12 protein-coding genes and 1 pseudogene are annotated in these 12555 nt (G+C 62.3%); 8 read left to right on the forward strand and 5 right to left on the reverse strand.

The features are described 5' to 3' along the window. The first annotated feature begins 7 nt into the window (after window positions 1-7). The 3 genes from HYG82_RS28670 to HYG82_RS28680 all read left to right on the forward strand — a co-directional run bounded on the left by HYG82_RS28670 (window position 8) and on the right by HYG82_RS28680 (window position 4782). Complete coding sequence (locus HYG82_RS28670; RefSeq protein WP_179264417.1) at window positions 8-1213, forward strand: ABC transporter permease; 1206 nt, start codon at window positions 8-10, stop codon at window positions 1211-1213. Between the two features lie 77 nt (window positions 1214-1290). Next, a complete protein-coding gene (locus tag HYG82_RS28675) occupies window positions 1291-1851 on the forward strand; it encodes a hypothetical protein (protein WP_179260493.1) in 561 nt (186 codons plus the stop codon). A 93-nt stretch (window positions 1852-1944) separates the two neighbouring features. After that, a complete protein-coding gene (locus HYG82_RS28680) occupies window positions 1945-4782 on the forward strand; it encodes a DEAD/DEAH box helicase (RefSeq protein WP_179260494.1) in 2838 nt (945 codons plus the stop codon). Between the two features lie 150 nt (window positions 4783-4932). Here HYG82_RS28680 and HYG82_RS28685 read toward each other — a convergent pair whose 3' ends face one another. Both HYG82_RS28685 and HYG82_RS28690 read right to left on the reverse strand, forming a co-directional pair. Beyond that, the gene (locus tag HYG82_RS28685) at window positions 4933-5295 is read right to left on the reverse strand and encodes a hypothetical protein (protein WP_179260495.1); all 363 of its coding nucleotides are present in this window, start codon (window positions 5293-5295) and stop codon (window positions 4933-4935) included. A gap of 238 nt (window positions 5296-5533) precedes the next feature. Next, window positions 5534-6736, reverse strand: a complete 1203-nt coding sequence (locus tag HYG82_RS28690) for a polysaccharide deacetylase family protein (protein ID WP_179260496.1) — start codon at window positions 6734-6736, stop codon at window positions 5534-5536. Between the two features lie 418 nt (window positions 6737-7154). Between HYG82_RS28690 and HYG82_RS28695 the strand changes: the two genes are divergently transcribed. After that, complete coding sequence (locus HYG82_RS28695) at window positions 7155-7973, forward strand: protein sorting system archaetidylserine decarboxylase (protein ID WP_179260497.1); 819 nt, start codon at window positions 7155-7157, stop codon at window positions 7971-7973. A 371-nt stretch (window positions 7974-8344) separates the two neighbouring features. Then, complete coding sequence (locus HYG82_RS28700; RefSeq protein ID WP_179260498.1) at window positions 8345-8620, forward strand: DUF8028 family protein; 276 nt, start codon at window positions 8345-8347, stop codon at window positions 8618-8620. A gap of 4 nt (window positions 8621-8624) precedes the next feature. Here HYG82_RS28700 and HYG82_RS28705 read toward each other — a convergent pair. Beyond that, a pseudogene (locus HYG82_RS28705) lies at window positions 8625-9550 on the reverse strand (DMT family transporter). 140 nt (window positions 9551-9690) lie between these two features. Beyond that, window positions 9691-10056: a DUF7344 domain-containing protein gene (locus tag HYG82_RS28710; RefSeq protein WP_179260499.1), complete on the reverse strand. Its 366-nt coding sequence runs from the start codon at window positions 10054-10056 to the stop codon at window positions 9691-9693. Window positions 10057-10331: 275 nt separating this feature from the next. Here HYG82_RS28710 and HYG82_RS28715 point away from each other — a divergent pair, with 275 nt between their 5' ends. The 3 genes from HYG82_RS28715 to HYG82_RS28725 all read left to right on the forward strand — a co-directional run bounded on the left by HYG82_RS28715 (window position 10332) and on the right by HYG82_RS28725 (window position 11927). After that, window positions 10332-10967 carry a ribonuclease H family protein gene (locus tag HYG82_RS28715; RefSeq protein ID WP_179260500.1) on the forward strand — a complete coding sequence of 212 codons (636 nt, stop codon included), beginning with the start codon at window positions 10332-10334 and terminating at the stop codon, window positions 10965-10967. Between the two features lie 84 nt (window positions 10968-11051). Then, complete coding sequence (locus tag HYG82_RS28720; protein WP_179260501.1) at window positions 11052-11510, forward strand: DUF2240 family protein; 459 nt, start codon at window positions 11052-11054, stop codon at window positions 11508-11510. A gap of 24 nt (window positions 11511-11534) precedes the next feature. Further along, window positions 11535-11927 (forward strand): DUF7993 family protein, encoded by a 393-nt coding sequence (locus HYG82_RS28725; RefSeq protein WP_179260502.1) that lies wholly within the window; start codon window positions 11535-11537, stop codon window positions 11925-11927. 15 nt (window positions 11928-11942) lie between these two features. Here HYG82_RS28725 and HYG82_RS28730 read toward each other — a convergent pair whose 3' ends face one another. Further along, the gene (locus tag HYG82_RS28730) at window positions 11943-12488 is read right to left on the reverse strand and encodes a HalOD1 output domain-containing protein (protein WP_179260503.1); all 546 of its coding nucleotides are present in this window, start codon (window positions 12486-12488) and stop codon (window positions 11943-11945) included. Window positions 12489-12555: the final 67 nt, after the last annotated feature.

Below are 12555 nucleotides of genomic sequence, written 5' to 3' on the forward strand. Positions count from 1 at the left end.
GGTTCGAATGCGGGCCGTCGCCGGGATCGCCTTCGCACAGCTCCGGCGATCGCCCGGTCGGACCGTGCTCACCGTCCTCGCGGTCACGCTGGCCGTCCTTTCGGTGACGATCCTCGCGAGTCTCGGGATCGGCGTCCTCGAAAAGGGTGAAAAGGGGCTGAACAACGCCGATCGCGATATCTGGATCTCGAGAGAGCCCGTCAATCCGGCGGTGAGCGGCACCGAAAATCCGATCGTCGGTTCACACGACATGGCAGTCAATCTCACCAAACGAGACGACATTAAAAGCGCGTCCCCGATCGCGATGTACGACGTCTACATTGGCTCGAACGAATCGGATCTCCAACGGAGGCCCGCAATCGGCGTTCAGGAGACCCACGACGGATTCGAGTTCGAGGCGGGACACGGATTCGAACTCGACGCTGAGGCCGCTGCACGTCCGCCACCAGACGAGCCGAGGACGGGGAAGATCGTGATCGACCCGCGAACCGCAGCGGAACTCGACGTCTCGGTTGGCGACGCGGTGTACGTGGGAACGAGCAGAGAGACTGCTCGCAAGTACGAATTCACCGTTATCGGTACCTCCGGATACTATTCTCAGTACCTGGGTGCGCCCGCGGTGACGGTTCCGCTGGGAGACCTCCAGGCGGTCGCCGGCACGTCGGGAACCGATCGAGCGACGTTCGTCACCGCCGACGTGGCGGATGACGCCGATCGTGCTACCGTCCGGGACGAACTCAGCGAGGCGTACCCCGAATACGAGGTTCGAACCAGCGACGAACAGGTCGAAGGGATGATCGAACAGCGGTCGGTCGTCCTTGCGAGCGGTGCGACGCTCGTCGGGCTCGCGATAGTCGGCGGCGTCATCCTGACAGCTAATCTGTTCGCGCTTGTGGCCCACCAGCAGCGCGAAGAACTCGCGGCCCTTCGGGCGATCGGGCTCTCTCGCCGGGTCCTCGCCGGTACGATCGGCGTACAGGGGCTTATCATCGGCCTTCTCGGCGGTCTCGTTGGCCTCGCTGTGACGCCACCGGCCGTCCTGGGACTGAACCGATTCTCGACGTCGGTTCTTGGCTTCGAGCGACTCCTCCGAACGCCACTCGAGGTCTATGCCGGCGGTTTCACGCTCGCGATTTGCGTCGGAACTGTGGTCGCGCTCGTCGCTGGCTGGCGTGCCGGTCGATACGCGCGGATCTCCCACCTCGAAGGCTGATCCCTCGAGACTCGGCCCCACCAACCCCGGCTCGACCATCCCGAACCCACTTGCCACCCGAGCCCGTACGACGCATGATGCGAATTCGAACACCCGATCGCGATCGAGCGAATTCGGCGTCACGAACGGACTTGACCGCAAATCCTCCGTCCGTCGATCGTTACGTCAGATATCTCCTCATCGCTGGCGTCGTCCTCGCATTTACCTACGCGGTGAGACGTCTCTTCGGCTCGAACGACGGCGGGATCCGATCCGTCGACGAGTTCCAGGAGCGGGCCGCGGACGCCGTCCCCGACGAACTAACTGAGCCCACCGCCACGATCCCGATCGGGGAACCAGGAGACGACGAGCCCGAAACCGACGACGAAGTTCCGGCGGAGACGAACGAGGCCCCGGCCGGTGCGGACGATGCCGACGCGATCGACGAAACGGCAACCAACGCCGAGTACGCCGCCGACCGCTCCGACGAGGAGATCGCCGAGCGGGCGGAACCGGACGTTCGGACCGAACCAGCGGAACCGGGCGAAATGACGGTCGACGAATCGGTTGCCGAGGATCTGCTCGACGCCGATACGGATCCCGATTCCGCGGCTGACGGCGACCGTAAGAGCGAAGATGCCGAGGAAACCGAAGAGTGAACGGTACCGAACCGTCTGTATCGGCTCCCGTCCGGACGCCCGGGTGCGCCGAAAACGTGGCCCTTATCCGGCGTTCGCCCCTATCACGGTTCGATGACTGACGGGGACGTCGCGGCCTTTACGCACCTCGGAGCGACGGTTCGCGGTGCGCTCTCCGAACGCGGCTTCTCGCAGCCAACGGCACCCCAGCGACTGGCGATTCCGCCACTTTCGGCTGGCGAGAACACGCTCGTGATCGCACCCACCGGGAGCGGGAAGACCGAGACGGCGATGTTGCCCGTCTTCGATCACCTGCTCGCCGACGACGGCCCGCCGGAGGGGTTCGGTGCACTGTACGTCACCCCGCTCCGGGCGCTCAACCGCGACATGCGCGAGCGCCTCGAGTGGTGGGGCGACTACCTCGACCTCGAGGTCGACGTTCGCCACGGCGATACGACCCAGTATCAGCGGGGAAAACAGGCCGAAAATCCGCCGGACGTCCTGGTAACGACGCCCGAAACGTTGCAAGCGATGCTCACCGGTGAACGGCTTCGCGAGGCGCTCGCGGACGTGTCGCACGTCGTGATCGACGAAGTCCACGAACTCGCCGCGTCGAAACGGGGTGCGCAGTTGGCGGTCGGTCTGGAGCGGCTCCGGGATCTCGCCGGGCCGTTCCAGCGGATCGGGCTCTCGGCGACGGTCGGCGACCCGTCCGAAGTCGGTCAGTTCCTGACGGGGGGACGGCCGTGCGAGATTCGCGAAATCGACGTCGGGAGCAACGTGGACGTGACGGTCCGCGAACCAGAGGTGACCGAGGAAGACGAGCGTCTGGCCGGCGAGCTCATGACCGAGCCGGACACGGCCAGTCACGTTCGCCTGATACGTGATCTCGTCGACGAAAACGAGTCGACGCTGATTTTCGTCAACACTCGCCAGACCGCGGAAGCGCTTGGCTCGCGATTCACGGAACTCGATCTGCCGATCGGCATCCATCACGGGTCGCTCTCGAAGGAAGCCCGAATCGACGTCGAGGATCGGTTCAAAGCCGGCGAGCTTGACGGACTGCTGTGTACGTCCTCGATGGAACTCGGGATCGACGTGGGACAGGTCGACCACGTGATCCAGTACAAAAGCCCCAGGCAGGTCACCAGGCTGCTGCAGCGGATCGGCCGCGCGGGCCACCGCCAGGACGAGGTTTCGAGCGGGACGATCGTCGCGACGCGACCGGACGATACGTTCGAGGCCCTTGCGATCGCCCGTCGCGCCCGCGACGGCGAAGTCGAACCGGCAGCGATCCACGAGGGCAGCCTGGACGTGGTCGCGAACCAGTTGCCGGCCGTCGTCCAGAGCCGCGGGAACACGAACGTCGACGAAGCCGTCGAAACCGTGACGCGGGCGTACCCGTTCCGAAACGTCCCCGAGGCGACCGTTCGGGAGATACTCTCGGAACTCCATCGAAATCGGATCGTCTGGTTCGACGAAGGCGAGGACCGGATCGAAACGACGGGCGGTACCTGGCAGTACGTGTACGCAAATCTCTCGATGATCCCGGACGAGGAGACCTACGAGGTTCACGACATCGCCTCGGGAGGGCAAATCGGCACGCTCGACGAGCGGTTCGTCGTCAACTTCGCCCGGCCGGGAGAGGTGTTCATCCAGCGCGGCGAGATGTGGCGGATCGCCGAAATCGACGACGATGAGGGCCGGGTCAAGGTAAGCCCCATCGAGGATCCCGCGGGCGAAGTCCCGACCTGGATCGGGCAGGAGATTCCCGTTCCCGCCGCGGTCGCGGGAGAGGTCGGCGACATCCGCGGGGTCGCGGAACCGCAACTTCGAGCGGGAGCCGACGCCGCTGCGGTCGGTCGGGACCTCGCCCACCGGTACCCGGCAGACGAGCACACGCTCACGGAAGCGTGTACGCAACTCGAGCGTCAGATCGACGCCGACGCGCCGATGCCGACGGCCGATCGACTCGTTCTCGAGCGACAGGGTCGGTCGATCGTCTGCAACGCACCCTTCGGTCACATGGCCAACGAGACGCTCGGTCGAATCCTCTCCGCGCTGCTGGGCCAGCGTGCGGGATCCTCGGTCGGCCTCGAGACCGACCCCTATCGGATCGAACTCGAGGTGCCGAACTCGATCGCGACGAGCGACGTGATCGAAGTCATCGAGGAGACCGATCCCGATCACGTCGAGGCGATCGTCGAACTCGGGCTCAAGCGCTCGGACGCGCTCGCCTTTCGACTGGCGCAGGTATCCGCGAAATTCGGCGCGCTCAAACGCTGGCAGGGACAGGGGTCGGGCCGTCTCTCGAACGATCGGTTGCTATCGGCGCTCGAGGACACGCCGATGTACGAGGAGGCGATCCGGGAGGTGTTCCACGAGGACCTGGACGTCGAGCGCGCGAGTAAGATACTCGAGGCGATCCAGACTGGCGATCTCGAACTGGTGACCCACCGCGGTCGCACCCCGGTCGGTCGGGGCGGTCGGTCGTCCGGTCAGGAACTGCTTGCACCGGAAAACGCGGACGCGAGCGTCATCGAGACGGTTCGAGAGCGGATTCAGAACGATCGCGTCATCCTGCTCTGTACCCACTGTACGGAGTGGAAGGTGAAGACGGTGGTCAAGCGGGTTGCCGACCAGCCCGAGTGTCCGGAGTGTGGGTCGACTCGGATCGCCTCGCTGAATCCGTGGGCCGACGAAGTCGTTCAGGCAGTCCGCGCCGAGGAGAAAGACGAGGAACAGCGGACGATGACCGAACGCGCGTTTCGCAGTGCGAGCCTCGTCCAGAGCCACGGCAAGCAGGCCGTGATCGCGATGGCGGCCCGCGGCGTCGGCCCGCACAACGCCGCGCGAATCATCAACAAGCTTCGCGAGAACGAAGACGAGTTCTATCGGGACATCCTTACGAAAGAACGCGAGTACGCCCGAACGCAGGCGTTCTGGGACTGAGGCCCGCACGGGACAGCCGACTGGTTTCCTGCGTCGGGACGTGACCGATCAATCGCTGGTGGTCACTCACGGACTGTGCATGTACGTCGTCCGCCAGCGACCAGATTCAAGGACGTCGGGACGATCGTTCGGTCGTTCCGGAATTGTTTGTCAGCGGGTGTGTTCGGTCTGTTGCTGGGCTTTTGAAACAAAGGTGAGAAACGCAATTACACCAAATAACAAAACCACGATCGAAAACGACGCCGTCCCCTGTTCCCCGTAGTAGTCCGCAAACGCAATCAGACTCGTACTCAGTCCGAAACTACCGATAGCATAACCGAGACTATCCGTTCGGTCGGTAAAATGGATATCACTACCGAAAAGCGACGTATCGAAGGCAAAATAAAAGTATCCCGCTCCAACGTACACCGTTGCTGTACTTGCCGCAACGAACCAGTCGGGAACGAGAAGCCAGTATATCCCGAGACCGACGAGTAACCCACAGAGGACAGCACGCAAAATATCTCCGTCCATATTATTAACTCACCCACTGGTGTAATAAAGCGCTCCGGTTTTCCAGTACTTCTTCAGACGGATTCCGCTGTGAGTGCAGTCTTCGACGACCAGCTGATACGCTCGGAATTGGGGGGTAGATCGACCTGAAACCTGGCGAACGGTGGTCGTGTCCGTTCACGATTCCGGTTTCGGGCTCGAGAGGGAGGTGGCCGATCTGGCTTCCAGATAGTCGATTGCGTCATCGAGAGCGGTCCGATCAGCGAACGAACGACTCGGCCATCTCCGACGGCCCGATGACCTCGAGGTCGCCGGCGGACTCGAGTTCGTTGAGGTGGCCGATCGTTTCCGCCAGTGCGGATCGAGATCCGTCGTCGAGTTGTCCGAACGCTAGCGACGTGATGCCGCCCACCTCGGCGGTGAGATCGAGCATCGACTGCGCCGTGCCGGCGTCCGGACCGTCGACCCGGGAGCAGAGGTGCGGATTCGTCGCGAAACCCTGGGATGGATAGAGTCCGGCGAACGCGAGATCGTGGTGTTCCGCGACGAATTCGAGCGTGTCCCCGTTGTACATTCCCTGCGGATAGGCGAAATACTGCGCTCCGTCCTCGAACCCTTCGTCCTCGAGCCACTCCGTGGCGTCGCGGATTTCCGACTCCGGGTCGCGATCCGACAGGCTGGTGAGATCGAGGCCGTGCATCGAGTGACTTGCGATCGTCCAGCCGGCGTCAGCGAGTTCGTCGAGCTGTTCGCGGAGGAGGTGGTCGCCCGTGGCACGTTCGTCCTCGCGAACCCGTCCCGGTGTGATAAACGAGACGGCGGGATAGTCGTACTCCTGGAGAACCGGGAGAGCGTGCGTATAGTCGGTTTCGTAGCCGCCATCGAATTGAAGCATGACCTTCCCGACGTCGGGGGTAGAGACGAACCGGAGATCGTCGACCCACACCGCTCCTTTATCGTCGTCGCCGGTCCAGCGGAGGAGTTGGACTTCACTGATCGCACTCATATCGGGTTCGCCGTCGACTGTATCGACGCCGAAATTGGTTTGCACGAGCGGCGTTCCGCGGTGAACCTGCTGTCGAAAGACCATTCGATTTTCGTCCTCGTCGAGTAGCTGAACGACCATATCCGCCTCGTGCTCCGTCGATACCGCCAGACAGGGGCGCATTCCGGAGAGGTCGGCCGGCTCGGACAGCTCTCGAACGATCCTGAACTGGTTGTCAGAACCCGACTCGAGCTTTGCGGATTGCGATCCGGTGTACGTTCGCGACTCGTCCGCGGAGAGCGTTCCGAGCGGCGCGTCCCACGCGTCCAGATTTTCGAAGTCGTCGAACGCGACGGCGGTACCGTTTTCGTTCGACCGCTGCTCGGCGTCTGGGCCTTCGCCGTCCGATTCTTCGGAACTTGAACAGCCCGCAAGAGCAGTCGCGAAAGCGGCGCTGAGATACGTTCGTCGTTTCATGGCTGGCGACCGCTTGCGCCACGGACCAGCATATTGTTATTCTCGAGAATCAACAATACGTCACTGCCGTTAGCTCGAAAGAAATGCGTCTCGAACGGTCAAGAACGCCGAAAACGACGATACAGCCGTCGGCAGGTTCAAATATTCGATGATACCGTCGTAGCTGTCAGCTATTCGTTCCACGGTTGCCCAAATTTTGGTTGTAATCGACTAGCCGAAACGAGCGACCGTCGCTACCGATAGAACTCCCTCCGTATCGAGTCCCAGCGGTGTAAACGGAATAATACCCCGTCTGTAGGAGGCCACTGTGATGGGGGTTCTGGAGCCGCAGTTCCGTTGTACAGAGATATCGAAATACCGCTGACCGCGGGGCTTTCGAGCCGTAACGGCCATACGATTCGGCCACCTCAGTCAGTTCATGAACATCGCGCCGGGTGGTTGGAAGTACGCCGTCGTTCCCCTGCTTGCCGCCCCGTTTGCCCTCCTCATCAGCGTCACGGCGAGTCTCGTGGCGCTCGCGGTCGGCGCCGCCACTCTCGCGTTCTTCCGCGACCCCGACCGTACTCCCCCGCCGACCGGCGTCGTCTCGCCCGCCGACGGGACCGTCTCAGTCCTCCGCGAAGAGGGAGACCGGGTTCGCCTGGGAGTATTCATGAACGTCTGGCACGTTCACGTCGTCCGTTCGCCTTTCGCGGGACGCGTCACCGACGTCGAGCACGTCTCTGGTGCGAATCGTCCTGCCTTCTCGAAGGAATCCGACCGAAACGAGCGTGTTCACGTTCGCTTCGAGACTGAGTCTCCGAATTTGCCCGCTGACGGTGACGGAACGGCGGCGTCGAGTGTGACCGAAAGCCCGAACGAAGTCGTGAGCGAGAGCGCGGCAGAGGCCGCTGACGATGGTGAACCGTCTCTCGAAACCGACATCCGCACCGCAAACCCGAATTCGGCCGTGGCGGAATCCGATGCCGAGGTAACGCTGATCGCCGGTGCATTCGCCCGTCGCATCCATCCATACGCCGAACCTGAAGATGACGTCGAGCGAGGCGAGCGAATCGGACACATCGCGTTCGGCAGCCGCGTCGACATCCTCTTTCCGCAAACGGTGGGCAAAGCGGACGTCGCCGTCGACATCGGCGATTCGATGACGGCAGGGGAGACGGTGGTCCTCGAGTCGCCAGCCGGAACGTTCGACGGCGAGTTCACCCTCGACTCGAGTGCGGACGACCGGGATCCGTAGCGAGTTTCATCGGTCCCGTGACGAAGAAACGAGCTATCTCGAATCGCTACCCGGTCGGCGGTCTCGTGTTCGTCCACCCGGGGAGAACCCGATCGTGACAGAATTCGACGGAACCGCGAATCGATCCGATGGATACCTCACCCTCCACTGACGGGTCGAGTATGCGCGAAGAAACAGCAGACGAGGGAGACAAAGGGGATCGTTCGACGAGTTGTGAGAGGCACCATCGTGGTTCCTCGAGCCGAGGCGGATCTTTTCGGCGTAAATGTTTCGTTCAATCGGACTGATTCCGCTGAATCCATCCTAACCGTCCAAAACGTTCGACCCGTACTTGCGTCGTCGTCGAGAAGGCACACTCGTAGGTCCCTCCGATGACGAGCCCACCCTCCCTCTCAGATCGGCGGTCGGGTAGTTCGAGTCCACCGAGTGATCGCCGCGATAGCGAGCACGGTGCCCTCGAGCGAGCAGTACCGCGACTCGCGACGGCGATCCGTGCGGCGGGATTCTGGTCGGCCATCGCGATGCCGATTCTGTATTTCCCGCTGCTGGCGTCCGGCTTGTCGACGTCCATCGACGGTGTCCTGTTTCTCGGTCTGGTCGTCGGCCACCTCCTCGCGTTGTACGTCGGTCACGCGCATCGTCGGTAAGCGCTCAATTGTCCGAGGCCTGCGAACGAACGTGCCCGAATTCCCGCCGAATTGACCGGTTTGACGAAGAGGAAGCCGACTGCGATGAGACCGAGCCCGACGACCGACGCCGTATCGACTGCGTCGCCGTAACAGAGCCAGCCGACGATTGCGGTGACGATCGGTGCGACGGACGACACCATGTTGATCTCGTCGGCACCCAATCGCTCGTGTAGATCGAAGTAGATGAAAAAGCCGACTGCGCTCGCCTCGGGCGACAGGTCTGCGAGCCCACCGTTGGCCTCAGGCTGAGCCCACGCGCCCGAGTCGACGGAATCACCAATTGCGAGACTCACCAGATACCAGCAAAGTGGTCCGCCGAGCATCGACCAGGCTTCTATCGTTTCGATAGCGAACGACGCGTCGATCCGACGGGTGAGAACGCTTCCGAGGGCGAACGCCGCCGCGGCGCAGATGAGGAACGAGCCCTTTCGCAACGACGCTCGTCGTGAGCCGGTGCGACGGATCGGGCTTGACGACGACGCCAACATCCACGAAGCCGATGAGGACGTCGATGAAGTCGACCCTGGAGAGCGCGTCAGCGGGGACGAGAAGTCGGGCGAAATTGCCACTCGGGCCCGGTGGGAGATTGACGAGGATCGCCACTGCTGCGGCCATCGTGTTCTGCTGGCCGATAAACAGAAACGCGTGATAAGAAGCTATTACCAGCACTGCCCCGCCGGAACTTCCGTCCACTCCGCCCGGCCTCGGGGGTACCAGTTATCGACTGCGTACACCGCGTATCCGAGATCCGCTGCGCCGACGATATCGAAGCGGAGCGCTGCAAAGAGGCCGGCGGAAGTCCCGAGAGTCCGGCACTGATCGCGACGAACGCGGTACCCCAGAGCGTAGCGAGAGCTAGAACAGCGAAAGGGTCCGATGGCGGCTCACCGCAGCCATCTCGGGAGGAGAATACGATGACTACCGATTCGAAATGTGTACGAGAGGGTCGAAGGCAGCGTTCTCCGTTCTGAACGTCGAAAACGGGAACCGGCAGAAAACGGTGTCCGGTGATTCGACCTCGTCTTTTCTCAGAGCGGTGCTCGTTCGCGAATTTCGGGTTCGTCCTCGGTCTGTCTGAACTGCTCGAGCAGGGGTTTGATGTCGTCGAATCCGTCATCTAACACGATATCGCCGCTTCGCAGATCGTATTCGATGATATCGTAATCCGCGAGTCGTGGCAGGTGGTTGTGCACCAACGAGACGTACACGCTCTGTCTCGTTTCCTTATCGATCGCCACGTCGTGGATGTCGAGTTCCCAGGTCGCGACCTGTGCGACGAGGTCCTCGAGGTTTGCAGACCGGTCTTCCGCGAGTTGGTAGAGGAGAAACCGCCGCTCGGATTCCGCGAGAAGTGAACAAGCCGCTTCCATTCGGCTGCCGTTTGTCCGGTTCATACTTCGTTCAAGCACCCAGTGGTATTACACCTACTGCCAATACAGATTGGGTCCTGGTCGACCCGTCTTCATCCACCTTTTCTGCCATCCCCGAATTCGGCATTATCGAACCGAATGGCGGTGTTACGTCCCGATATAGTTAGATAGAATGACTTTTTATTTCTCGAGAACGGTTATAGAATACTATATCGTCGCGCAGATCGCTCCCCTGGGCTTCATTGACATATGTTATCACGGACGATATAGTTAAGTGCGCGACTGGCCTACTCGCTTACATGGCCGCTCACGGCCGGCCCGCACTGCGGGATCTGTTCGACGAGTCGCCCACACCACACATCGCCCACCCCCCTCGAACCCATCATCGTGACTTCTACGTCGCCACCGACGGGTCGTTCCGAGACTCGGGCGGTGGGCTGGGCGCCGTGATCGAAACGCGCGACGGAACCCGCGTTGCACGGGTCGCAACCGATGACACGCCGCCTGACAACAACGTCGCCGAGTATCGGGCGTTGCACCTCGGTCTGGACGTCCTCGCTGCGCGTGCGCCGCGGGACGCCGCAGTCGGCGTTCTCATCGACCACGACGCACTCGCGAGCAACGTCAACAACGCGATCCTCGCCACGCGACATCCGGACGGCAAGTCTCCCCGGCCGGTTTCGGTTCCCGCGGCGACCCGGTATCACTGGCGCGGGATTCAGGCCCGACTCAGCGGGTTCAGCGAGGTACGCGCCGCCCGTATCGACAGCGATCAGAATCCTGCCCATCCCCTCGCGAATGCACCGAACCAATATCGCCACGTCAATCGCGAGCCCGACCGGTGTGTCCTTCCAGAGACCCCCGAAGCGACCCCGACAGAGTTCCCGCCCCCGTCCCGAGCCGACCGCAACGGGGGCGGCCGCGCCTCGGACTGATCCACCGCGGCCGACTGCTGACGTTCGACCGCTGATCGGTCGGAACCGCCATCGTTATCTCACCGCTCGAGAGAGTCGTCTCCGATGAGCCTTCGCGTCGCGGTTGCCGCGCCGTTCATCCAGAACGGAACCCGCCGACTCAAGGAAAACGAGTTCGTCGTCGCCCTCTCGCTCGACCGGGACTGGTTCTCCCCCGATCAGTCCAAACGGTTGATCGACGTTGCAACTCGGGACGGACTGCTGGAGCGCAACGGCGACGGTCTCACCGTCACGTTCGATCCCGCCAGTGTGACTGTGCCAGAGGAGTTCGTCCCGGACGAAGACCTCTTACAGGAACGCTCCGCGTTCGAACGCGTCCTCGATTCGCTGGTCGCCGACGGGATGGAAAAACACGAAGCCGTCGGCGCGATCAACACCCTCCAGCAGGACCTGGGTTTGACAATCGAGGCCGCCGCGGTCGTCTACGCTCGCCGCGAGGGCCTCGCGATCGACGACCTCGCACCGATCGCTCGTGAGGCGATCCTCGAAGCCGAAGACGGTTAATCCACAGCGTACCGACCGACGTGCATGGTCGAGGAACGGATCACCGACGGTCACCGAATCGCACAGTTGCTCGCTTCGGAGGTTGACGGTCGCGAAGACGGCGAACTCGAGTATTTCTCCGTTACGAACGCGGACCGAGACGTTCAACCGACGGCTGACGGCGCTCGCGCATACGACGTCGTTCGTCGGAAGAAGCGGATCGCTCGTGCGTTCGTCCACGAAGAGAGGGCACACCTCGAGTTCGAGGTGAGACAGGACGTGGCAACCGAGGCAGCATCGGACGTTGATCTGCGGGTACGGCCGAAAGCATCGACGCCTCCCCGGACGCTCGTATTCGTCGAGAGCGGGGCGGAGGTCAAGCGAGCGACCGACGTATTACAGGCTGTGAGTCGAGCACTCGAGAACACCGATGCGTAGCGCGACCTGTCAAATTCAGTTGTAGAGCGTTTCACACGCTACATCTATGTGGATCGACCCCGTCGCAGCCACGGACACTACACAGCCGGAGTACTGAAACTGGGCAGCTATCGTCCCGCCGTTCTGTGGCGGGGCCTGACTTACTATGTCTTCGAGCGCCTCGGGGTCAACGACATCGTATAGCGGCTCCATAGCCGTCGGTTCGTCGTCCGTCGTGGCGGCTACTGCCTCGACGATCGATAGGCACAACGGACGGTCGCCCCCCCACGCGAGAACGGTACCGTCGGGATCGGCAGGTTCCAAATCGTCGATCGGCGAGACGGTTATCGTTCCGTTACTGCGGACGACGACGTGGTGGTTTACGTACCTGAACTCGAGTCGGCCGGGATTGTCCTCTCGACCACCGAAGAGTCGCTCCAATGCGTCAGGGTCGATTTCCCCGTACAGGGGTGGAAGCGCTGTAGCGGACGTGCCAACGGAAGCAGCTACTTTTCTCACCGTCCGCTCGCCGATCTGTGTGTATCCCGATGTGGACGGCGGGCTCGTAACTTTTTCAGACATCGATGTTCTACCCCTTCTAGTTGACTGCTTCCGATAGTGATGATGGCTAAATGAGTGCCCCCTGGGG

Origin of the sequence: Natrinema halophilum (genome assembly GCF_013402815.2) — an archaeon.
In the GTDB taxonomy this organism is placed as follows: domain Archaea; phylum Halobacteriota; class Halobacteria; order Halobacteriales; family Natrialbaceae; genus Natrinema; species Natrinema halophilum.